This is a genomic window from Xanthomonas sp. NCPPB 3761, from assembly GCF_041475705.2.
Lineage (GTDB): Bacteria > Pseudomonadota > Gammaproteobacteria > Xanthomonadales > Xanthomonadaceae > Xanthomonas > Xanthomonas phaseoli.
Genome location: NZ_CM191262.1, coordinates 2923956 through 2946357, shown reverse-complemented (window position 1 = coordinate 2946357; position 22402 = coordinate 2923956). Strand labels below are relative to the sequence as shown.

At 65.1% G+C, this 22402-nt stretch carries 18 protein-coding genes; 16 read left to right on the top strand and 2 right to left on the bottom strand.

Annotation, left to right across the window (positions count from 1 at the left end; genetic code table 11):
- The first annotated feature begins 142 nt into the window (after positions 1–142).
- The 6 genes from rsmD to ACCQ00_RS12785 all read left to right on the top strand — a co-directional run bounded on the left by rsmD (position 143) and on the right by ACCQ00_RS12785 (position 6221).
- Positions 143–832, top strand: a complete 690-nt coding sequence (gene rsmD, locus ACCQ00_RS12810) for a 16S rRNA (guanine(966)-N(2))-methyltransferase RsmD (protein WP_180301676.1) — start codon at positions 143–145, stop codon at positions 830–832.
- Complete coding sequence (coaD, locus tag ACCQ00_RS12805; RefSeq protein WP_008574388.1) at positions 829–1335, top strand: pantetheine-phosphate adenylyltransferase; 507 nt, start codon at positions 829–831, stop codon at positions 1333–1335. Before rsmD ends, coaD begins: the two co-directional genes overlap by 4 nt.
- 46 nt (positions 1336–1381) lie before the next feature.
- On the top strand, positions 1382–1879 hold the full coding sequence (locus ACCQ00_RS12800; protein ID WP_005931897.1) for a hypothetical protein: 498 nt from the start codon (positions 1382–1384) through the stop codon (positions 1877–1879).
- Between the two features lie 231 nt (positions 1880–2110).
- Positions 2111–2395, top strand: a complete 285-nt coding sequence (locus ACCQ00_RS12795) for a YfhL family 4Fe-4S dicluster ferredoxin (RefSeq protein WP_003489796.1) — start codon at positions 2111–2113, stop codon at positions 2393–2395.
- Positions 2392–4170 carry a gamma-glutamyltransferase gene (gene ggt, locus ACCQ00_RS12790; protein ID WP_372353943.1) on the top strand — a complete coding sequence of 593 codons (1779 nt, stop codon included), beginning with the start codon at positions 2392–2394 and terminating at the stop codon, positions 4168–4170. Before ACCQ00_RS12795 ends, ggt begins: the two co-directional genes overlap by 4 nt.
- 290 nt (positions 4171–4460) lie before the next feature.
- A complete protein-coding gene (locus ACCQ00_RS12785) occupies positions 4461–6221 on the top strand; it encodes a glycoside hydrolase family 9 protein (RefSeq protein ID WP_039571795.1) in 1761 nt (586 codons plus the stop codon).
- 373 nt (positions 6222–6594) lie between these two features.
- Here ACCQ00_RS12785 and upp read toward each other — a convergent pair whose 3' ends face one another.
- Entirely contained in the window at positions 6595–7227 is a 633-nt protein-coding gene (upp, locus tag ACCQ00_RS12780; RefSeq protein ID WP_039571797.1) for a uracil phosphoribosyltransferase, read from the bottom strand.
- Positions 7228–7378: 151 nt separating this feature from the next.
- On the opposite strand from upp, the gene ACCQ00_RS12775 reads away from it, so the two are divergent.
- The 4 genes from ACCQ00_RS12775 to ACCQ00_RS12760 all read left to right on the top strand — a co-directional run bounded on the left by ACCQ00_RS12775 (position 7379) and on the right by ACCQ00_RS12760 (position 13514).
- Positions 7379–9937, top strand: coding sequence for a TonB-dependent receptor (locus ACCQ00_RS12775; RefSeq protein WP_039571799.1), 2559 nt, complete (start codon positions 7379–7381; stop codon positions 9935–9937).
- The gene (locus ACCQ00_RS12770) at positions 9934–11055 is read left to right on the top strand and encodes a phytase (RefSeq protein ID WP_039571802.1); all 1122 of its coding nucleotides are present in this window, start codon (positions 9934–9936) and stop codon (positions 11053–11055) included. The genes ACCQ00_RS12775 and ACCQ00_RS12770 overlap by 4 nt, the downstream gene beginning before the upstream one ends.
- Entirely contained in the window at positions 11052–12431 is a 1380-nt protein-coding gene (locus ACCQ00_RS12765) for a purple acid phosphatase family protein (RefSeq protein ID WP_039571804.1), read from the top strand. Before ACCQ00_RS12770 ends, ACCQ00_RS12765 begins: the two co-directional genes overlap by 4 nt.
- A gap of 375 nt (positions 12432–12806) precedes the next feature.
- Entirely contained in the window at positions 12807–13514 is a 708-nt protein-coding gene (locus ACCQ00_RS12760) for a glycosyltransferase family 32 protein (protein WP_039571807.1), read from the top strand.
- Between the two features lie 336 nt (positions 13515–13850).
- Here the strand turns inward: ACCQ00_RS12760 and ACCQ00_RS12755 are convergent, their stop codons facing one another.
- Positions 13851–15347, bottom strand: coding sequence for an aminotransferase class III-fold pyridoxal phosphate-dependent enzyme (locus ACCQ00_RS12755; protein ID WP_039571813.1), 1497 nt, complete (start codon positions 15345–15347; stop codon positions 13851–13853).
- A 121-nt stretch (positions 15348–15468) separates the two neighbouring features.
- Between ACCQ00_RS12755 and ACCQ00_RS12750 the strand changes: the two genes are divergently transcribed.
- The 6 genes from ACCQ00_RS12750 to secF all read left to right on the top strand — a co-directional run bounded on the left by ACCQ00_RS12750 (position 15469) and on the right by secF (position 21954).
- On the top strand, positions 15469–15900 hold the full coding sequence (locus ACCQ00_RS12750) for an Lrp/AsnC family transcriptional regulator (RefSeq protein ID WP_017157266.1): 432 nt from the start codon (positions 15469–15471) through the stop codon (positions 15898–15900).
- Positions 15901–16053: 153 nt separating this feature from the next.
- Positions 16054–17124, top strand: coding sequence for a tRNA preQ1(34) S-adenosylmethionine ribosyltransferase-isomerase QueA (gene queA / locus ACCQ00_RS12745; RefSeq protein WP_039571816.1), 1071 nt, complete (start codon positions 16054–16056; stop codon positions 17122–17124).
- Between the two features lie 81 nt (positions 17125–17205).
- Positions 17206–18351 (top strand): tRNA guanosine(34) transglycosylase Tgt, encoded by a 1146-nt coding sequence (tgt, locus tag ACCQ00_RS12740; RefSeq protein WP_017157264.1) that lies wholly within the window; start codon positions 17206–17208, stop codon positions 18349–18351.
- A gap of 131 nt (positions 18352–18482) precedes the next feature.
- Entirely contained in the window at positions 18483–18836 is a 354-nt protein-coding gene (gene yajC, locus ACCQ00_RS12735; protein WP_003489768.1) for a preprotein translocase subunit YajC, read from the top strand.
- Between the two features lie 190 nt (positions 18837–19026).
- The gene (gene secD, locus ACCQ00_RS12730) at positions 19027–20871 is read left to right on the top strand and encodes a protein translocase subunit SecD (protein ID WP_014090428.1); all 1845 of its coding nucleotides are present in this window, start codon (positions 19027–19029) and stop codon (positions 20869–20871) included.
- Positions 20872–20985: 114 nt separating this feature from the next.
- Positions 20986–21954, top strand: a complete 969-nt coding sequence (secF, locus tag ACCQ00_RS12725; RefSeq protein ID WP_039571822.1) for a protein translocase subunit SecF — start codon at positions 20986–20988, stop codon at positions 21952–21954.
- Positions 21955–22402 lie beyond the last annotated feature (448 nt).

Here is a 22402-nt window from a genome sequence, read left to right as displayed (position 1 = left end):
AACGCGGCCGATGGCCTGGGGGATGCGGGCTTCTGCCGATTTTTCAAGGCGGCCTGCACGCATGTCCCGCGCGTGGCGGCCGGCGTGGGGGAGGGCGGCTGCAGCAACGGCAGCGGTATCATGGCCGGCCATTCGTCCTGCCTTGAGCCATGTCGCCAACTGCGCTGCTGCCGTGCTGCACCCGCCCACCATCGACAGGTGCGTGGCGATGAGCCGCCCGCCGCGGCCGGCACCACGTGGCACGGAAGGGCAAGTGCGCATCGTCGGCGGGCGCTGGCGCAATACCAGGCTGGCAGTGCCGGATTTGCCCGGCCTGCGCCCCAGCAGCGACCGCGTGCGCGAAACGGTATTCAACTGGTTGATGCCGCGCCTGCCCGGCGCGCGTGTGCTGGATCTGTTTGCCGGCTCGGGCGCGCTGGGCCTGGAGGCAGTGTCGCGCGGCGCTGCGCATGCCACCCTGATCGAACGCGACCCCGGCCTGGTGCAGCGGCTGCGCGAGCACGTGGCCCGGCTCGACGCCGCCACCCAGGCGCAGGTGCTGCAGGAAGATGCGCTGCGCTGGCTGGAGCGTGCGCCCGCAGCGCTGGCCGATATCGTCTTTGTCGACCCGCCATTCGCGGCCGACCTGTGGCCGGGTGTGCTGGAGCGTCTGCCGGCGCATGTGGCCGCCGACGCCTGGCTCTACCTGGAAGCGCCCGCCGATGCGCCGCCGCTGCTGCCGGCCGGCTGGCATCTGCACCGCGAGGGCGCCACCCGTGAGGTGCGCTATGCGCTGTACCGCCGGGCCGCTGCTACACTGAAGAGCGATCCGACCCCGGTAGTCTCCGTATGAGCGTTGCCAATAGCCGCACCGCTGTCTATCCCGGTACCTTCGACCCGATCACCAATGGGCATATCGACCTGGTGAATCGCGCCGCGCCGTTGTTCGAGCGGGTGGTGGTGGGCGTGGCGTACAGCCCCTCCAAGGGCCCGGCGTTGTCGCTGGAGCGCCGGGTGGCGCTGGCCCAGGAAGCGCTGGCGGCGCATACCAATGTGGAAGTGCGCGGTTTCGATACCCTGCTGGCCCATTTCGTGCGCGAGATGGGTGCCGGCGTGCTGCTGCGCGGCCTGCGTGCGGTGTCCGACTTCGAATACGAATTCCAGATGGCCAGCATGAACCGCCATCTGATTCCGGAGGTGGAAACGCTGTTTCTTACCCCGGCCGAGCAATACAGCTTCATCTCGTCCTCGCTGGTGCGCGAAATCGCGCGGCTGGGCGGGGATGTGTCCGGCTTCGTGCCGGCATCGGTTGTCGAAGCGTTGCGGCAGGTGCGGCAGTCCCGCGCGCAGGCCTGAAGAGTTGCAGTCACATCACCACACGCATTTCAAAGGGAGGAGTTTCATGAAACACACCATGCGCGCTCTGGCGCTCGCTTCGATCGCCGCTCTGGCGGTCACCGCCTGCAAGAAGGAAGAGCCGGCGCCGACCGCTGCCGCCGCGCCGGCCCCGTTGACCGCACCGGCCAAGGACGACAACGCCGGCTGGAAGAAGTACCTGCAGGAAGTGGTCGGCCAGAACCTGGGCACCACCACCAACAGCCCGTTCCTGTACTACTTGCCGCCGGAGTCCGATGCCGAATTTGCCGGCAGCTACGAACGTCAGCTGGAAAGCGTCAAGACCGCACTGGCACGCGGCGTGCAGCCGGGCAACATGCTGGCCTTCGGTTCGTCGGCGTCCAGCAAGATGGCCGACCTGATCGATGCAGCGTTCAAGGACGTGGCACCGGACTCGATGAAGGGTGTGCGCGTGCTGTTCATCGGCAACGCCGCCGACAACGCGCGTGTGCAGACCATCGTCCAGCCAAAGGGCGCGGAATACATCTTCGTTGAAGCCAAGTAATGCCGTGCCAGGCCGGATGCGCGCGAGGGCGCATCCGGCCGCAGCCTGGGAATGCACCATGCTGCCGAGTTCGCACTCCACCGGAGCCGGCCGTGTCAGGCCGGTGTCCGACAGCGCCCACGGCGTTGTCCACCTGCCGCTTCGCGCCATCTGCGCCCGGCTGCAGCAGCACATTGCGTTCCAGCGCCTGCGGTTGCAGCGCGCCGTGTCGCGTCGCATCGTAGTGCCGATATGTCTCTGAAAATCAACGAGCTCTGCGTCAACTGCGACGTCTGCGAGCCGGCGTGCCCGAACCAGGCCATCTCAATGGGCGAAACCATCTACGTCATCGACCCGGCACGTTGCACCGAATGCGTGGGCCATTTCGACGAAGCGCAGTGCGTGGTGGTGTGCCCGGTCGAATGCATCGACCCGGATCCGGCCATTCCGGAAACCCATGATCAGTTGCTGGCCAAGCTGATGCAGTTGCAGCGCGATCATCCCGAACTGTACGAACAGGAGCCCCCCGCCCCGTGAGCACTTTTTCCCGACGTTTTTCTTCGCGCGGCGTGTTGCTGCTGGCCTTTGTGCTGGCGCCAGCGGCCTGGTGCGCCGATGCCGCCAAGCCGGCGACGGCCACCACCGCAGCGGTTGCCGCGCATCCGCCCGGTGCGGCGATCGCCAGCGGCCATGCGCTGGCCACCGATGCCGGCCTGCAGATCCTGCGCGAAGGCGGGAATGCGTTCGATGCCGCGGTGGCGGTGTCGTCCACGCTGGCGGTGGTCGAGCCGATCAGCTCGGGGCTGGGCGGCGGCGGGTTTTTCCTGCTGCACGACGCCAAGACCGGAAAGGACGTGATGCTGGACGCGCGCGAGACCGCGCCCGCGTCGGCCACCGAGGCGCAATTTCTCGACAAGAACGGCGAGCTGGACCGCGACCGTTCGGTCAACGGCCCGTGGTCGGCGGGCATTCCGGGCTTGCCTGCAGCGCTGGTGGAGCTGGCTGCCAAGCACGGCCGCCTGCCGCTGAAGCAGTCGCTGGCGCCATCGATCCGTATCGCGACCGAAGGTTTTCCGGTCTACGCGCGCATGGCCAAGGGCTATGCCTCGCGGCGCGAGGTGATGGAGCGTTACCCCGGGACGCGCGAGGTGTATCTGCGCGGCGGCAAACCCATTGCCGAAGGCGATACCTTCAAGCAGCCGGAGCTGGCGCATACGCTGCAGCTGCTCGGCGACAAGGGCTTCGACGGCTTCTACAAGGGCGAGACTGCCAGGAAGTTGCTGGCCGGCGTGAAGCAGGCCGATGGCCAGTGGAGCGCGGCCGAGCTGGCCGGGTACCGGGTCAAGGAGCGCACGCCGATCCAGTTCGACTACCGCGGCTGGAAGATCACCACGGCGCCGCCGCCGTCGTCCGGTGGTATCGCGCTGGCGGCGATGCTGCAGATCCTGGAAGGCTGGGACTTGAACAAACTCGACGACGTGCACCGCACCCATCTGGTGGTGGAATCGATGCGCCGCGCCTACCGTGATCGCACCTTCTTCCTGGGCGACCCGGACTTCGTGGACGTGCCGCAGCGCGTGCTGACCAGCAAGGATTACGCGCAAGGCCTGCGTGCCACCATCAACCCGGACAAGGCGACGCCCAGCGATCTGCTGTCGGGCAATCCCACGCCGCTGGAAGACGACGAGACCACGCACTTCTCCATCATCGATGGCGAAGGCAACCGGGTCGGCGCCACCCAGACGGTGAACCTGCTGTACGGCTCGGGACTGATTCCCAAAGGCACCGGCGTGTTGCTCAACAACGAGATGGACGACTTCGCGCTCAAGCCGGGCACGCCGAATGCCTTCGGCGTGATGGGCTATGCCGCCAACGCGCCCAAGCCGGGCAAGCGCATGCTCAGCTCGATGACGCCCACCTTCATGGAATCGGCCGACAAGGCGATCGTGCTCGGCACCCCGGGCGGCAGCCGCATCATCACCATGGTGCTGCTGGGAATCCTGGGCTACGACGCCGGCCTGGACGCGCAGGCGGTCAGTGCGCTGCCGCGCTATCACCACCAGTGGCTGCCGGACGTCATCGACGCCGAGACCGACGCGTTTTCGGCGCAGACCGCCAAGGGCCTGCAAGCGATGGGGCATGCACTGAAACTGCCCGGCGACACCGCCGAAGGCGGCCGCGGCTCCAGCCATGTGTGGGGCAACCTGCAGACGGTGGAGTGGGACAAGCGCAGCAACGTGCTCAGCGGCGGCAGCGACCCGCGCAACCCGGTGGGCAAGGCGCAAGTGCAATTGGACGCGGCGGCACGCTGAGGCGTGAAGCCCATTGCATCGGCGCCCGGTAGCCGGCAACCCGGCCGGGCGTCGTGCGTGGTCTGGATCAATCGCAGCAGATGCAGTGCGACCGTGGTTGCCTTAGGTTGGCGCATTTGTCGGCGGCCGGGCATGCGCCTGAGCGCTGGCACGCAGTGACGATGCGCGCAGCATGGCGGCGTGCGAGGCGGTCCGCGCAACGGGCGCATCATTGCAGCGATGCGGATCGACGCGTGGGCGATGCCGGCATTGGACTTGTCGCTGCAAGATAATGCGGCGACCATCGCGGCATGACTATCTTCAAGACTCTGCTCACCAGCCTGATGCTCGTTCCGCCCGTGTTCGCCTGCTCTGCCGAGACGCCTGGCAGGCAGGAAGCCGTGGCGACCAGCAACACCATCCACGTCAACCAGCTGGGCTATCTGCCGGGCTCGGCAAAACTGGCCATCGTCGGGTTGCCGCAGCAGGGCGCGGCGAACCGTGCGGACCGCTTCACGGTCGAAGATGCACAGGGACGCAGCGTGTTGCAGGCGACCCTGCAGCCGGCCGCGCTGTGGTCGCCGGCCGGTCAGCAGGCGCGGGTGGCGGATTTTTCCGGGCTGCGTGCGGCCGGGACCTATCGGTTGAAGGTCGACGGGCTGCCGGCATCGGAGACCTTCGCCATCGACGCGCATGCCTATCAGCCCCTGGTCGATGCAGCGTTGAAGGCGTTCTACTTCAACCGTGCCAGCACCGCACTGCCGGCACGCTACGCCGGGCGCTATGCGCGCGCGGCCGGGCACCCGGATACGCAGGTGCGCATCCATCCGTCCGCAGCGTCTGCGACGCGTCCAGCCGATAGCCTGATCAGCGCGCCCAAAGGTTGGTACGACGCGGGCGACTACAACAAGTACGTCGTCAATTCCGGCATCAGCACCTACACCTTGCTGGCGGCCTACGAGCAGTATCCGGCGTTCTTCAAGTCCAAGCCGCTGACCATTCCCGACGATGCGCCCGGCGTGCCCGGCATCCTGCAGGAGGCCTGGTGGAATCTGGACTGGATGCTCGCCATGCAGGACCCGGCCGATGGCGGCGTGTACCACAAGCTCACCGACAAGCAATTCGATGGCCTGGTGATGCCAGAGCAGGCCACGCAGCCACGCTACGTGGTGATGAAGACCACTGCCGCGACCTTGGACTTCGCTGCCGTGATGGCCGTGGCCAGTCGCGTGTATGCGCCGTTCGAAAAGCAGTATCCAGGTCTGTCGGCGCGCATGTTGAACGCCGCGCGGGCTGCGTGGGTATGGGCGAAGCAGCATCCGGATGTGATCTACCATCAGCCCAGCGACGTGCGTACCGGCGGCTACGACGATGCGCACCTGGATGACGAATTCGCCTGGGCGGCGGCCGAGTTGTACATCGCCACCGGCGAGGATGGGTTCTACGACGCGATGATCGCGCGCAACGTGCCAGCCACCGTGCCGTCGTGGGGCAATGTCGGTGGACTGGCCTGGATGTCGTTGGCCGGGCATCGCGACCAACTCACAGCGCATGCCGATCGCGCGCGGATCGAACGCGAGATCACCGGGCTGGCACAGCGGCTGGCCGACACCTGGCAATCATCGGCATGGCGGCTGGCGATGAATGACGGCGATTTCGTGTGGGGCAGCAATGCAGGGGTGCTCAACCGCGCGATGATGCTGCTGCAGGGCTACCGGCTGACGCAACAGCGGCAATTTCTGGATGCGGCGCAATCGCAGCTGGACTACATCCTGGGCCGCAATCCGCTGGGGCTGTCGTTCGTGACCGGGATAGGCAGACGCTCCCCGATGCATATCCATCACCGCCCCTCAGAGGCCGATGGGATCGAAGCGCCGGTGCCGGGTTGGCTGGTCGGCGGCCCGCAGCCAGGGCAGCAGGACGCCAAGGAGTGCAAGGTGCCGTATCCCTCCAAACGGCCGGCGTTGTCGTACCTGGACAACTTCTGCAGCTACTCCACCAACGAGGTGGCGATCAACTGGAATGCGCCGTTGGTGTATGTGAGCGCGGCGATCGAGGCGTCGACGCACTAAAGCATCGCTGATCAAGCCGATGCCGCGGCTGTTCCTTCTCCCACCGGGAGAAGGTGGCGCGCAGCGCAGGATGAGGGTACGGCGTCGGCAGGAATACTGATACACCGTCCCCTCATCCAACCCCTCTCCCGCAGGAGAGGGCTCAAGCTGCTGCAATTCATGCTGCCTGCGTACCAAAGGTTCGGTCACCAGCAGCTCTGAATGACGCTTTTAGCCATGCCAGCAACATGATCGAGATCGGACGCGCTGCGGCATTTCCTGCTGCCGTCGGGAGAAGGTGGCGCGTAGCGCCGGATGAGGGTAGGGCGGCAGCAAGAACACTGGCATGCCGTACCCTCACCCCAATCCCTCTCCCGGGGGAGGGGGATTGAACTCACTCCATCCGCGTCCCAAAAATCCGGTCGCCTGCATCGCCCAGGCCGGGCAGGATGTAGCCCTTGTCGTTGAGGTGGTCGTCGATGGCCGCGGTATAGACCTCGACATCCGGGTGCGCCGCTTCCAGCGCTTTCAGGCCCTCCGGCGCAGCGACCAGGAAGATGCCTTTGATGCGCCGTGCGCCCGCGCGCTTGAGCATGTCGATGGTGGCAATCAGGGTGCCGCCGGTGGCCAGCATCGGGTCCAGGATCAGGGCGTCGCGTTCTTCCAGGCGGCCAGTGAGGCGTTCGAAATAGGGCACCGGTTGCAGGGTCTCTTCATCGCGCTGCAGACCGACCACGCTCACGCGCGCGGCAGGAATCAATGCCAGTACGCCGGGCAGCATGCCCAGGCCGGCGCGCAGGATCGGTACCAAGGTGATCTTGGCGCCGGCGATGCGCTGCACCGTCACCGGGCCCGCCCAGCCCGGCTGGGTGTGCGATTCGGTGTCCAGGTTGGCGGTGGCCTCGTAGGCCAGCAGCGTACCCAGTTCGGTGACCAGTTCGCGGAAGCCCTTGGTGCTCAAGGCGGCATCGCGCAGCAGGCCGATCTTGTGCTGGACGAGGGGGTGGCGGACTTCGACGATTTTCATTGGCAGTGGCAGGCGGGGAAGGGGCACAGTGTGCCGCAGCCGCGCAGTGTGTCGCCACACTTCGGATGTGATCGCCGATGCATATGTCATGTCAGTGAAACGTCGTAGACATAGTGTGCCCACCCATTCTTAACCGATTGGGGAAGCACCCGTGTTGAACAAGACTCCGCTCTGCCTGGCGATCACGCTGACGTTGGCTGCGGCCACGTGGAGTTCGCTGGCGCATGCGGCCGAGGGTGCGGCCACCGGCGGCGCTGCCAGCGCTGCGGCAATCGACCTGGAGCGGCTGGAGGTGCGCCCGCAGCTGGAAGCGCAGGAGCGCGCAGTGGATCTCAAGCGCGCCTCCGATGCCATCCAGGACGCGGTTGCCTCCGATGCGATGGGACGTTACCCGGACAAGAATGTTGCAGAATCCTTGCAGCGCCTGCCCGGCGTCAGCGTTACGCGCGACCAGGGCGAAGGCCGTTTTGTCGTCATCCGCGGCCTGGATTCGTCGCTCAACAGCGTCACCATCGACGGCATGACCATGGGCACGCCGGAAGACGGCACGCGCTCTGCGCCGCTGGATGTGATTCCTTCCGATTCCACCGAGCGCCTGAAGGTGGTCAAGTCGCCGACCCCGGACATGCCGGGCGACTCCATCGGCGGCGCGATCCAGGTGGAATCCACCTCCGCCTTCGATCGCGACGGGCGCACGGTGCGCGGCTCCATCGAAGCCAGCCACCAATCGCTGTCGGGCAAGACCAGCCCGAAAGGTGCGTTCAACTACAGCGACATCTTCAATGGCACCTTCGGGGTGGCAGTGGGTGTGAACTATCAGGACCGCGAGTTCGAATCGGACAATACCGAAGTGGCCTACGACACCTTCGACGGTGGCGCCGACGACGATCTGTTCGCCGGCGAAGTGCAACGCCGCAAATACTTCATCGAACGCACCCGCATGGGCGCGAACCTCAATCTGGACTGGCGCCCGGATGCGGATAACCGCTACTACCTGCGCACGCTCTACAGCCGCTTCGACGATGCGGAAACGCGCCAGCGCACCATCTTCGGGTTGAGCGATGGCCAGGTCAGTGCCAATGGCGACGGCACCTACAACGTGGCCGACTTGCCGGCAGACAGCATTTCCAAGCGCGTGCGCTACCGCACCAAGAAGGAAGACACCATGGCGTTGAGCGTGGGTGGCGAAAACCGCCTGAGCGCTGCCACCGTGGACTACAAGCTGGGCTACACCAAGACCCGCGAGCGCGTGAACGATGAAAAGGAAGCGCGCTTCAATTACGACAGCGACGATCTGTCGGCCACGGTGGATCAGCGTAGCGGCATTCCGAAGCTGGGCTTCTCCGACAACGGTTGGCAGAGCAACGATGACTTCGTGTTCGATCGCTTCGTGATTGCGCCCACGCAGGTGAACGACAGCGAGCGCAGCGCGCAGATCAACGTGCGTTTTGACGGCGAGCATTCCAGCCTGAAGATGGGCGTGCTGGGCCGCTGGCGCGAGCGCGGGGTGAATGTGGACGAAAGCGAGCTGCGTCGCGGGCCGGCCATCGACCTGAGCGACTGGACCACCGCCGCGCCCGAACACCGTGGCGGCACCTTGGGCCAGAGCATCAGCTCGGACGGCATGCGCCGTTACTGGAATACCTCCGGCGATCTGTACAGTGCACGCCCGCAAGACGTGGGCGGCAACCTGCAGACCTCGCTGCAGGACGATTACACGGCCACCGAAGATGTCTTCGCCACCTATGCGATGGGCACCTGGGACATCGGTGCGCTGCGCATGATTGCCGGCGTGCGCGTGGAAAATACGCAGTTCAATGCCACCGGCAACCAGGTGGACGTGTCAGCCAATGGCCGCACCGCCACGGTGACGCCGCGCGAGGCGTCCAGCAGCTACACCAACGTGCTGCCCGGCCTGCATCTGCGTTACGACAGCGGCAATGACTGGGTGCTGCGCTTTGCGGCCAACAAGACCTTGGCGCGCCCGGCGTTCGGCGACGTGTCGCCGCGCGTGAGCATCAACCGTGGCGATAACGAGGTGAGCCTGGGCAACCCCGATCTCGATCCGTACCGCTCGCAGAATCTGGACCTGTCGTTCGAAAAATACATCGGCAGTACCGGCGTGATCTCGCTGGGCGTGTTCCACAAGTCGATCGACGACTACATCGTGCAGACCATCAACACCAACGATGCGGAATTTCCGGGCCTGCAGGTCACACGCTCGATCAATGGCGACACCGCCAAGGTGCGCGGCGCGGAATTCAATTGGCAGCAGACCCTGGACTTCCTGCCCGAGGGCTGGAATGGCCTTCTGGTGGGGGCCAGCGCCACGGTGCTGGATAGCGACTTTAATCCGGGGCTGGAAAATCGTGCCGGCGATGACTTCACCTTGCCGCGTTCGTCCAAGCGCATCTACAGCGGCCACCTGGGCTACGAAAAATACGGCTTCAGTGCGCGCGTGGCGGCGGTGTATCGCAGCCAATATCTGGACACCATCGGGCAGAGCCGTGCGTACGATATCTACGTTGCCCCACACACGCAGCTGGATTTCAGCATGAACTATCAATTCAACAGCCACGTCAGCCTGTATCTGGAAGCGCAGAACCTGCTGGATGAGCCGTTGGAGCTGTATCAGGGCATCCGCTCGCGCACCCTGCAGAATGAAGAGTACGGCCGCACCTATGCGCTTGGCCTGAAGGTGGCGCTGTGATCCCACTACGCACCGTTGTGCAGGTCACGCTGTTGTCCTCCGCCGCCGCATTGGTCGGTTGCGCCAGCGCTCCGGCCGGCCGCGAAGCCGACGAAGCGCTGCTGAAAGATCCCTTGCTCAGCGAAGCCAAGGTTGCGCACGAAGTGGTGCCGGAAGCCTTCATCACCGCGCTGACGCCATCGGACAACCTGGATTCGCCGGCCAGCTGGATGGCGCCCGATGGCCGCCGCTGGGTGATCGCCACGGCCAAGGGCACGCATGCGCTGGTGGTGTTCGACGGCGACAGCGGCAAGCGGCTGCGGGTGGTCGGCGGCAAGGGCAAGGCCCTGGGCAAACTCGACCGCCCCAATGGCATTTCGGTAGTCGATGACCTGGTGTTTGTGGTGGAGCGCGACAACCGGCGCGTGCAGGTCTTCTCCTTGCCCGATCTCACGCCGGTGACGGCGTTTGGCCAGAACGAACTGCGCGAGCCCTACGGCCTGTGGGTACGCAAGCACGATGGCGGCTACGAGGCGGTGGTCAGCGACAACTACATGTCGCCGGCCAATAAGGATCTGCCGCCGCCGCTGGCCGAGCTTGGCCAGCGCTTTCGGCGTTATCAGCTCAATGCCGCAGGGCAGGGCTGGCAGGCACGCCTGACGCAGAGTTTTGGCGATACCAGCGAAGCCGGTGCGGTGCGGATTGCCGAATCGGTGTTCGGCGACGAAGCCAATGCGCGGCTGATGATTGCCGAAGAAGACGTGGCCGTGGGCACCCAGTTGCGCGAGTACGGCATGGACGGGCGGTATCGCGGCCGCAACGTCGGCAGCGGGCTGTTCAAGGCGCAGGCCGAGGGCATCAGCTTGTTCGCATGCAGCGACGGGAGCGGCTACTGGATCGCCACCGATCAGTTCAAGGACCGCAGCGTGTTCCAGCTCTTCGATCGCAAGACGTTGGCGCATGTCGGCGCCTTTGCCGGCCGTGTGACCGCCAACACCGATGGCGTGTGGCTGGATCAACGCGGCGATGCGCGCTTTCCGGGCGGCGTGTTCTACGCGTTGCATGACGACCAGGCAGTGGCCGCCTTCGATTGGCGCGATATCGCGCGTACATTGCGCCTGAAGGAGTGCACGCCATGATGGCCGCGCGCAGATCGGTCTCTGCGTTGCTTGCGGCGGTCGCAACCATGAGTGTTCCCGCGTCGGCTGCCGACCGTGCTGCCGAACCCAATACGCAGGTGCCGGCGGGTTCGACGCATTACGTTGCCGATGGCTTCCCGGACCGCATCGTCGCCACGCCGGCGCAAGACGCGGCCACCGGGTTCGCCGTGGCCTGGCGCACCGATGCCAGCGTCGACAGACCCTGGCTGGAACTGGTGGTCGCCGGCGATTCGCCGGATGTAGGGTCGCCACGACGCATCCGGGCGAGCACGCTGACGCTCGCCAGCGAAAACGGCAGCTCGCATCACCATCGCGCCGATGTCGATGGGCTGCAGCCGGACACGATGTACGCCTACCGCGTGCAGGGGCAGGGAACCTGGGGCGCATGGAATCACTTCCGCACGGCTGCCGCAGCCACCACGCCGCTGACCTTGCTGTATTTCGGCGATACCCAGAACAAGAACCTCAGTCTGGTCTCGCGGGTGATCCGTCAGGCCTGGCGCTCGGCACCGGACGCGCGGCTGGCCTTGTTCGCCGGCGACCTGGTCAGCGGCAAGGACGGCCAGGACGACAACGAATGGGCCGAGTGGTTCGAGGCCGGGCGCTGGCTGCTGGAAGGCACTGCAGTGGCGCCGGCGCCGGGCAATCACGAATATCGTGAAGAGGGCGAAGACACGCCGCAGGCAACCCGCGTGCTCGGCAGTCATTGGCCGGTGACCTTTGCATTGCCGCGCAACGGACCTTCGGCCGCCGCGCGTACCAGCTACTGGTTCGACTACCAGGGCGTGCGCATTGCCGTGCTCGACGGTACCTCGGCGCTGGATCTGGGGACCGGCCCCGCGCAGGCGCAGTGGCTGGACAAGGTGCTGGCCGACAACCCGCATCCCTGGTCGATCGTGCTGATCCATCAGCCATTCTTTTCGCCGCGTGCCGATCGCGAAAACGAAAAGTTGGTCGAGCAGGTGCTGCCGGTGATCCGCCGCCACAAGGTGGATCTGGTGCTGCAGGGCCACGACCACACCTATGGCCGACGTGGTGATGCGGCAGGGCAGGCGACGCCGGTCTTCGTGGTCTCGGTCGCCGGGCCCAAGCAGTACCGCCTGTCGGACATGGCGCGCACTACCATGCGCCCGGTGGGTGAAGACACCCAGCTTTACCAGGTGCTGCGGCTCGACCAACAGCATTTGGTGTATGAATCGCGTACTGCCACCGGACGTCTCTACGACGCGTTCGAACTGCAACGCGACAGCAACGGCAGCAAACGCTTGGTCGAACGCGAAGCCGGGCGCATCGCGCCGCGTAATTGTCCGCGCAGCGCAACGCTCAAGGGGCGTGCGGATCGATGCTGGGAATGAGCCCGGGCAGGCAACCGCCTGCCCGGCAATGCCATGCTGCCGGTGGGCGGAGCCAGCAGTGCGCAGACAATCTGCAAGCTGCGCGTACCTGGTGACGTGCAAGTTGCCAGCTTCTTTGACGTGCCTGATCGCCGCCTTGAATATGACAAGGCAGCAAGCGGTTTAAGCCGGATTTTGACTGCATTTACGCGCTGTTTCAGAACTTCGCATCCGCATAGATGATTTCTATGATCGTGCGGTTGATCATCATGTACTGCGATTTATGTCACGTCGATAGTGCGACTACGGTTGGTACGGCCGAGCCAGCAACCAGGTAGCCGAATCGATGCGGCGCTGCGGGGGCGGCTTGGTTCCCCCACAGCCCGAGTCGCCCCCATGATCCCCCAACTGATTCACCTGACCGCACCCACCAAGCAGCTGCTGTGGGAAGAGCGCAGGATCTGCGATCGCCTGCAGCGCCTGTTGCCTGGATGGACCTGTTACGTCTGGGACGACGCCGATAACGCAGAACTGATGCGGCGTGCGTTCCCCGAGTTTGCCGCGCGCTACGAGCAAATCCGCTTCGGCGTGATGAAAGCCGACATCGCCCGCTGTGCGTACATGCACGCGCATGGCGGCTTCTACTTCGACACCGACTACAAGCTGCTGCGACCACTCGATGCGCAGGTGCTGTCGCAGCGTTGCGTGCTGCCCGTCGAGGAAGGTGCGCCGGGCCGGGAAGACTTCAAGATCGGCAATGCCGTATTCGGCTCAGAGCCCGGGCATCCGTTCTGGCGCGCGTTCATCGAACACATCTTTACCGCGCACGCGCCGGAAACGCTGAAGGACCACCGCGAGATTCCGATGATTTCGGGCCCGCGTGGGCTGACGCGTTTCTACAACGCGCACGGTGGGCAGTTCGCCGACATCCTGTTCCCCCCACGCGACGCCTTCCATCCGGATCGCACCTGGTTCGGGCTTGGCCATCGTGGCGGCAAGATCGCGGTCGGCTCGCACCTGTGCTGGGCATCGTGGCGCGGCAAGTCGCCGCGGCGTGCGCTGACCAACTACCTGCGCCGCAAGTTGAATGCGGTGCCGATTTGAATGGCAACATGCGCGGCGATACGGCAATCGACCTGGGGCACGCCCGCCCAGGTCGAAACCGAGTGAGGTCATTGCCCTGCATGCTGCAGGAGATTTATGCAAGCGCAAGCTTGCATGTTCAATTGGCTTCGCATCGGGTGTTGCCGGTGTTGCGCGAAGTCTGGCAGGCAGTGCAGATGGCGCGCGTTCGCTGATGGCGCGACCTGGCTCGATTGAATGCCAGCGGTGCTGGCGCTGATCAGACCGCCAGGCTACACAGCATGTGGCCGGAGCAGACTCGCCGTCTGCCAGGGTGCACGCCGACGACATGCGCGCCGGCGTGCCGCATGGAGCGACTCAGGCCGCTTCGGCCTGCACCTGACGTGGACCTTCCTTGAGCGCACGGGCGATCAGGCCGACCAGCAGATCGAGCTCGTCTTCGTCCATCGCGAAGTGCGGGGTGAAACGCAGCGAATTTTCGCCGCCGTGGATCACGTTGACGCCGCGATGGCGCAACCATTCCTCGGTGGAACCGGCGCCGTAGCACTTGAATTGCGGTGCCAGTTCGCAAGAGAACAACAGGCCGGTGCCTTGCACCTTGGTAATCAAGCCGCCGAGTTCGGCTTGCAGCGCTTCCAGTTTGGCAATCGCCTGCGCACCGCGGATGCGGATGTTCTCGCGCACTTGCGGCGTGAACAACGCCAGCGTGGCGCAGGCCACGTCGAGCGCGCGCGGGTTGGTGGTCATGGTGTTGCCGTAGGTGCCCTTGCGGTACACCTGCGCAGCGTGCTCGGTCACTGCCAGCACCGACAGCGGGTACTGGGCCGCGTTGAGCGCCTTGGAATAGGTTTCCAGATCCGGCGGGTCGAGCTGCTCGAATCCCGGGTAGTCCACCACCGAGAGCACGCCATGCGCGCGCAGCCCAGCCTGGATGGAATCGACCAGCAACAGGCTGCCATGGCTACGGGTGAGCGCGCGCGCAGCGGCGTAGAACTCGGCCGGCAACGCACGTCCCGGGTCGCCTTCGCCCATCACCGGCTCCAGGAACACCGCTTCGATAAACCAATGATTGCGCGCGGCCTCATCGAAGGCGCGTTGCAATGCGGCCACGTCGTACGGCGCGATCGCAATCACCGAATCTTCGTCGCGGTAACTGGCCAGGTACTTGGTGTAGGTCTTGCGGCTGGAATCGGAATACAGCCCCGGGCGATCGGTGCGGCCATGGAAGCTGCCCTTCACCACCAGGCGCTTGATGGTGGCGCCGGCGTGCCGTGCGCCCGGGTCGGTGTGCAGCTTGGCATTGGTATCGACGATACGCGCGGCCAGGCCCACCGCTTCGGAGCCGGAATTGAGACACATGAAGCGTGCGAACGGACAGCCGCCGCGGCTGTGGCCGATCTCCGCACGCAGGGCGCGATCGAGCCGGCGTTGCGCCAGGCTGGGCGTCATCACGTTTGCCATCACCTGCGGGCGCGCCATGGCCTCGAGCACCGCGGCCGGCGTATGGCCGAAGCCGAGCATGCCGTAGCCGCCGGCGTCGTAGAGCACTGCGCCCTTGAGCGTGACCACCCATGGCCCGCGTGCGGCCAGTGCCACATAGGGCGTCACTGCATCGTCGGCGTAGAAATTGATGAAACCTTCCTGCACGGCACCGATCTGCGCCTCTTCGTCCAGGTCCAGCAGGTCGGCGGCGTCATCGCGCACCAGCGCGTATTCGGCAGCGGCGGCCTGGATGGCGTGCTGCAGGTCAGGGTGGTTGGCGGCCAGGCGCGCGATGGTCGCGTCGTCCAGGCCTTCGGTCAGGCGGCGGCCGGCATGGGCACGCAGCGGGGCGAGCGGGGCAAGGACGGACATGGCGCATCTCCTTTAAGGTGGCGTTCCCTTTCTATTATCGGCAGAAGATCGGCATTTGGCAGCGTGAATCTGGGCAGGAAGTGCGGTATTTTCGGCGAATCGCCGAAACCAATGCGCAATAGTGAAGATAACCCCCTCCGACGAACGCCTGTTGTCGCTGCTGCGCGAGGACGCGCGCGCTTCCACCGCCCAGATCGCGCGGCGGCTCGGGCTCTCGCGCACGACCGTGCAAAGCCGCATCGAAAAGCTCGAACGCGATGGCGTGATCAGCGGTTACACCGTGCGCACGCATGACGACTACGAGCAGGGCCGCATCCGCGCGCACATCCTGATCACCGTGCTGCCCAAGAAGATGCCGGCCGTGGTGAAGGCGCTGCGCGATATCCCGCAAGTGCGCCTGCTGCACTCGGTCAGCGGTGCGTACGACCTGGTCGCCCTGGGCGTGGTCGGTGGCGTCAACGAGATGGACGTACTCACCGACGCCATCGGCGCCATCGACGGCGTGGAGCGCACGACCAGCGCGATCATCCTGTCGACCAAGTTCGAGCGGTGAATGGAGAATCGGGAACAGGGAATCGTAAGAGCAGCGAATCGGGGGCGGAAAGGCGACGATGAAGCCCTGCCGCTCGTCCGATTCCCCATTCCCAATTCTCCATTCCCGGCCGCAGTTACACTATGCGGCTACTCAGACAACGATCCTGCGGCCTTGAAGAAGTCCGATTTCCATTACGACCTGCCCGACGAACTGATCGCCCAGGCGCCGCTGGCCGAGCGCGCGGCGAGCCGGTTGCTGGTGGTGCCGCCGTCGCCGCAGGCGCTGGCCGACCGCCAGGTGCGCGATCTGCCCGAGCTGCTGCAGCCCGGCGATCTGCTGATCTTCAACGATACCCGGGTCATTCCGGCGCGCTTGTTCGGGCAGAAAGCCAGTGGCGGGCGGGTGGAAATCCTGATCGAGCGCCTGCTTGGCGAACGCGAGGCGCGCGTGCAGATCGGCGCCAGCAAGTCGCCCAAGGCCGGCAGCGTGATTGCGCTCGATGCCGGCGGCCAGGCCGAGGTGCTGGGCCGCGATGGCGAGTTCTATCTGCTGCGTTTTCAGATCCCGACCCCGCTGGAGCACTGGTTGCTGGAGGCTGGTCGCCTGCCGCTGCCGCCCTACATCCGCCGCGAGCCGGGCGTGGAAGACCGCGAGCGCTACCAGACCGTATTCGCGCGCGAAGTCGGCGCGGTCGCCGCGCCCACCGCCGGGCTGCACTTCGACGAGCCACTGCTGGCGCGCTTGCGCGAGCGCGGGGTGGAGTTCGGCCACGTCACCTTGCATGTGGGCGCCGGCACCTTCCAGCCGGTACGGGTGGACAAGCTCGACCAGCACGTCATGCACAAGGAGTGGCTCAACGTGGGTGCGGCGCTGGTGGAACAAGTGCGGCGCACCCGCGCCCGCGGCGGCCGCGTCATCGCGGTGGGCACGACGGTGGTGCGCTCGCTGGAAAGCGCCTGGCGCACCACCGAGGCCGCGCCCGAAGGCGAATTGCAGCCGTTCGCCGGCGAAACCCAGATCTTCATCCTGCCCGGCTACCGCATCCGCAGCGTCGATGCGATGGTCACCAACTTCCATCTGCCCGAAAGCACCTTGATGATGATGGTCTCCGCCTTCGCCGGCCGCGAGCGCATCTTCGAGGCCTACCACCACGCCATCGCGCAGCGCTATCGCTTCTTTTCGTACGGCGATGCGATGTTGTTGTGGGGCAGGGAATCGGGAATCGGGAATGGAGAATCGTAAGGCGGTATCCGCCAAACGATCAGCCGCCTGCCAACCGCTTTTCCGATTCTCCATTCCCGACTCCCCATTCCCGGCCTTTCAATGTCCCGACTCCAGTTCCAACTCCAAGCCACCGACGGGCATGCCCGGCGTGGGCGCCTGACCTTTCCGCGCGGCACGGTCCAGACCCCTGCGTTCATGCCGGTCGGGACCTATGGGTCGGTCAAGGGCATCCTGCCCGAGCAGATCCGTGCCCTGGGTGCGGAGATCATCCTGGGCAACACCTTCCATCTGTATCTGCGCCCCGGCCTGGAGGTGATCGGCGATCACGGCGGGCTGCACGGGTTTGCGCGCTGGGATGGCCCCATCCTGACCGATTCCGGCGGGTTCCAGGTGTTTTCGCTGGCGCATCGCCGCAAGATCACCGAGCAGGGCGTGACCTTTTCCTCGCCCACCGATGGCGCGCGGGTGTTCCTGGGCCCCGAAGAGAGCATGAAAATCCAGAAGGTGCTCGATTCGGACATCGTGATGATCTTCGACGAGTGCACGCCATACCCGGCCACCGAAGAGGTGGCGCGCCGCTCGATGGAGCTGAGCCTGCGCTGGGCGCAGCGCTCGCGCGATGCGCACGACGGGCTGGGCAACGATGCGGCGCTGTTCGGCATCGTGCAGGGCGGGGTGCATCCGGATCTGCGCAGCCGCTCGCTGGATGGCCTGCAAGGCATCGGTTTCGACGGCTATGCGATCGGCGGGCTGGCAGTGGGCGAGCCCGAGCACGAGCGCAACGCCATGCTCGAACACCTGCATCCACGCCTTCCGGCCGAGCGCCCGCGCTACCTGATGGGGGTGGGGCGGCCGGAGGATCTGGTGGAAGGGGTGGCCCGCGGGGTGGACATGTTCGACTGCGTCATGCCCACCCGCAACGCCCGCAATGGTCACTATTTCACCTCGTTCGGCACGGTGCGCATCCGCAACGCCAAGTACGAACGCGACCTGGACACCATCGAGCCGGGCTGCGGTTGCCATGCCTGCAGCAGCGGCTATACGCGCGCCTACCTGCGCCATCTGGACCGCTGCAACGAAATGCTGGCGCCAATGCTGGGCACCCTGCACAACCTCTGGTACTACGAAAAACTGATGGCCGACATGCGCGCGGCGATTGCGGCGGGAACCTTTGTGGAGTTCCGGCGGTCCTTCTATGCGGCACGCGGCGCCACCACGCCGCCGTTGCCGGGGGAAGCCAGCTGAGACCGGCCGCCCGCGCCCTGGCGCGGACGGCGTGGAACCTGCGTGGCATAATTCCCGGCTGTTCCGCTCCGGCGGTACCTGAATAGCGAGCGAGCCCATGGGCGCGCTGGCACCAAACTAGGATGCACTGAATGAATCTGCTCGATTTCCTGATCCCCGCTGCCCAGGCGCAGGCCGCTGGCGGCGCGCCGGCACCCGGCCCGATGGGCGGCCTGTCCACCTTCGCGCTGCCGATCATCCTGATCGCGGTGATGTACTTCCTGATGATCCGCCCGCAGATGAAGCGTCAGAAAGAGCACAAGGCGCTGCTGGACAAGCTGGCGCGCGGCGATGAAGTGATCACTTCCGGCGGCGTGGCAGGCGTGATCACCGACATCGGCGACAACTTCATCAGCGTGGAAGTGGCCGACAACGTGCGTATCCGCGTGCAGAAGAGCGCCGTGGGCCATGTGCTGCCGAAGGGCACGCTGAAGTCGGCGAGCTAAACGCGTGTTGCAACGGCTGCGCCGCCGGCAGGCAGGCGCAGTCGCAAAGTGGAGCCGGAGATTGTGACCCACCGGTTCCGCCGTACCGCCCGTATCCATCTGAAGACCATTGGCGACGTTGTACCGGTCGCTTGAAGTCGTTCTCACTGCTAGGCGCGGCGCCGGGATGGTGCCACGCGGGACTGTCGCAATGCTCGAATTTCCTCGCTGGAAGTATTTCCTGATCCTGCTGGTACTGGCCGTCAGTGCGCTGTATGCGCTGCCCAATGTGTACCAGAAGGACCCGTCCGTGCAGATCACCGCCAGCCGCGGTGCGCAGCTCGACGACGCATTGCGCAGCCGCATCGACGGCGAGCTCAAAAGCGCCGGCATCACCCCGAAGGCGATCACCAAGGAAGGCGACAGCCTGATGGTGCGGTTGCCTTCGCTGCAGGCGCAGACCCGCGCCAACGACGTGTTGCGTCAGCAGCTGGGCGAGAACTACACCGTGGCGCTGAACCTGGCCTCCACCGTGCCGGACTGGCTGGCCAAGCTGGGCGGCCGGCCGATGGTGCTGGGTCTGGACCTGGTGGGCGGTGTGCACTTCGCCATGCAGGTCGATCAGAAGGCCGCGCTGGAAAAGCGCCTGGACGGCTTTGCCGAAGACATCCGCACCACCTTGCGCGATGCGCGTATCCCGTACCGCTCGGTGGAGCGTCGCGCCGACAACAGTATCCAGGTCAACCTGGGCGAGGGCGCCAATGCCGACGCCGCGCGCGTTACGCTGGCCAAGGCGCAGCCGACCCTGACCTACGACGTCAGCGGCCAGAACATCGCAGTCAAGGTGCCGGAGGCCGAGCTCAAGCAGATCGCCAGCGGTGCGATCGAGCAAAACCTCACCACCTTGCGCAACCGCGTCAACGCGCTGGGCGTGTCCGAGCCCACCATCCAGCGCCAGGGCGAGGACCGCATCGTGGTCGAACTGCCCGGTCTGCAGGACACCGCCGAAGCCAAGCGCCTGATCGGTGCTACCGCGTCGCTGGAATTCCGCGCCGTGGTCGACGGCAACGCCGACGACGCCGTGCGCAGCGGCAACATTCCGCCGGAGGCCAAGGTCTATCGCCTGCGCGACAGCAACGCTCCGGTGTTGTTGAACAAGCGCGCGCTGGTGACCGGCGACCAGATGGTCAGCGCATCGGTCAGCACCGACCAGAACGGCATGCCGGCAGTGGCGGTGACCCTCAACAACGTCGCCGGCCAGCGCATGTTCGACTACACCAGCGCCAACGTCGGCAAGCTGATGTCGGTGGTCTACATCGAGCGCATCCCCACCGTGACCATGGTCGACGGCAAGGAAGTGCGCAGCGTGCGGGTCAAGGAAGAAGCCTTGTCGCCGACCCGCATTGCCGGCGTATTCGGCAAGAACTTCCAGACCACCGGTCTGGAAAAGACCGAAGCCGAGAACCTGGCCAAGCTGCTGAAGTCCGGCTCGCTGGCCGCGCCGATGGATTTCGTCGAGGAATACGTGATCGGTCCGAGCCTGGGTGCGGAGAACGTGGAGCGTGGCGTCACCGCGGTGGTCTACTCGTTCCTGTTCACCCTGGTGTTCTTCACCATCTACTACCGCGTGTTCGGCGCGATCACCTCGGTGGCGCTGCTGTTCAACCTGCTGATCGTGGTGGCGGTGATGTCGCTGTTCGGCGCCACCATGACGCTGCCGGGCTTTGCCGGCCTTGCCCTGTCGGTGGGCCTGTCGGTGGACGCCAACGTGCTGATCAACGAGCGTATCCGCGAAGAGTTGCGCCTGGGCGTGCCGGCCAAGTCGGCGATCGCGGCCGGCTATGAAAAGGCGGGCGGCACCATCCTCGACGCCAACCTCACCGGCCTGATCGTGGCGGTGGCCTTGTACGCGTTCGGTACCGGCCCGCTGAAGGGCTTCGCGCTGACCATGATGATCGGTATTTTCGCCTCGATGTTCACCGCGATCACGGTTTCGCGCGCGCTGGCGGTGTTGATCTACGGCAGCCGCAAGAAGCTGAAGTCTGTCGCTATCTGAGATGCGAGTCCGGCCCTGGCCGGTGCAGCCCAGCTGCACGCGGTCGGGGAATGAATCCCTTCGCAAGCGTCTGCGCCCCAATGGCGCAAACGTCTTAAACGGAAGATCTTTTCCATGAAATTGTTCCCGCTCCATCTCATTCCCAACGACACCAAGATCGATTTCATGAGCTGGCGCAAGCCGGTGCTGAGCTTGATGCTGGTGCTGGCAATCGCCTCGGTCGGCATCATCGTCGGCAAGGGTTTCAACTACGCGCTGGAATTCACCGGCGGCACGCTGGTGCAGACCTCGTTCCAGAAGACCGTGGACGTGGAACAGGTGCGCGAGAAGCTGTCCAAGGCCGGCTTCGAAAACGCCCAGGTGCAAAACGCACGCGGCGGCAATGAAGTGATGATTCGCCTGCAGCCGCATGGCCAGAACAATAATCGCGACGATGCCGCGCGCACCGTTGCCGAAGATGTGCGCAAGGCAGTGACCAGCGACGAGAATCCGGCCACCGTGCAGCCTGGCGAATTCGTCGGCCCGCAGGTCGGCAAGGATCTGGCCTTGAATGGCGTGTATGCCACGGTGTTCATGCTGGTGGGCTTTTTGATCTACATCGCGTTCCGCTTCGAGTGGAAGTTCGCGGTGGTCGCCAGCCTGACCGCATTGTTCGACTTGCTGGTCACCGTGGCCTTCGTGTCGCTGACCGGTCGCGAGTTCGACCTGACCGTGCTGGCCGGCCTGTTGTCGGTGATGGGCTTTGCGATCAACGACATCATCGTGGTGTTCGACCGCGTGCGCGAAAACTTCCGCGCACTGCGCGTGGAGCCGCTGGAAGTGCTGAACCGCTCGATCAACCAGACGCTCTCGCGCACGGTGATCACCGCGGTGATGTTCTTCCTGTCGGCATTGGCGCTGTACATCTACGGCGGCGAGTCGATGGAAGGCCTGGCCGAAACGCACATGATTGGCGCGGTGATCGTGGTGATTTCCTCGGTGATCGTGGCCGTGCCGATGCTGAGCATCGGCCCGTTTGCGGTGACCAAGCAGGACCTGCTGCCGAAGGCCAAGGACGTGGAGGCGCTGGCGCGTCGTCCTTGATGGGTTGGCAAAAGGTCTGACGAAAAAACCGCGCAGTGCGCGGTTTTTTCGTTTGTGGCGTTGGGCGCTTAGTTCACGGTTGAGCACTGTGACGCCACTACTTGAGATTGTGGGAACTAGGGATTTCGTCGGCCAAGTGATGCCGATCGATACGCAGTACGTTGCGTGGGAGGGCGGCTGGCCAGGATGAAGCGACATGTCTAACTGAGATGCGCCTGCACGGTGCGCAGGCTGTAGTGCAGAACGCGTAAGCGGTCGCTTACTCGATAGAGCAACTGCGTCGGCGTACATGCTGTTACGCCATTGTTTTTGGTGGTGTATTTCATACGCCTGTTTCATTTCTGGATAAAATTAGAAACCGCGCAAAGGTGGAGTCCGTTTGACGTCGCGTAATTCCTTGACGGCGGTTAGGATTTCCCCATTCACAAAGCGCCAGCGATCGGAGATA

What these genes read in the sequence shown, in the direction of transcription:
- coaD (WP_008574388.1), top strand. Translation starts at nt 829, where the DNA reads ATGAGCGTTGCCAATAGCCGCACCGCTGTCTATCCCGGTACCTTCGAC.
- ACCQ00_RS12800 (WP_005931897.1), top strand. Translation starts at nt 1,382, where the DNA reads ATGAAACACACCATGCGCGCTCTGGCGCTCGCTTCGATCGCCGCTCTG.
- ACCQ00_RS12795 (WP_003489796.1), top strand. Translation starts at nt 2,111, where the DNA reads ATGTCTCTGAAAATCAACGAGCTCTGCGTCAACTGCGACGTCTGCGAG.
- ACCQ00_RS12785 (WP_039571795.1), top strand. Translation starts at nt 4,461, where the DNA reads ATGACTATCTTCAAGACTCTGCTCACCAGCCTGATGCTCGTTCCGCCC.
- upp (WP_039571797.1), bottom strand. Translation starts at nt 7,227, where the DNA reads ATGAAAATCGTCGAAGTCCGCCACCCCCTCGTCCAGCACAAGATCGGC.
- ACCQ00_RS12765 (WP_039571804.1), top strand. Translation starts at nt 11,052, where the DNA reads ATGATGGCCGCGCGCAGATCGGTCTCTGCGTTGCTTGCGGCGGTCGCA.
- ACCQ00_RS12760 (WP_039571807.1), top strand. Translation starts at nt 12,807, where the DNA reads ATGATCCCCCAACTGATTCACCTGACCGCACCCACCAAGCAGCTGCTG.
- ACCQ00_RS12755 (WP_039571813.1), bottom strand. Translation starts at nt 15,347, where the DNA reads ATGTCCGTCCTTGCCCCGCTCGCCCCGCTGCGTGCCCATGCCGGCCGC.
- tgt (WP_017157264.1), top strand. Translation starts at nt 17,206, where the DNA reads ATGTCCCGACTCCAGTTCCAACTCCAAGCCACCGACGGGCATGCCCGG.
- yajC (WP_003489768.1), top strand. Translation starts at nt 18,483, where the DNA reads ATGAATCTGCTCGATTTCCTGATCCCCGCTGCCCAGGCGCAGGCCGCT.
- secD (WP_014090428.1), top strand. Translation starts at nt 19,027, where the DNA reads ATGCTCGAATTTCCTCGCTGGAAGTATTTCCTGATCCTGCTGGTACTG.
- secF (WP_039571822.1), top strand. Translation starts at nt 20,986, where the DNA reads ATGAAATTGTTCCCGCTCCATCTCATTCCCAACGACACCAAGATCGAT.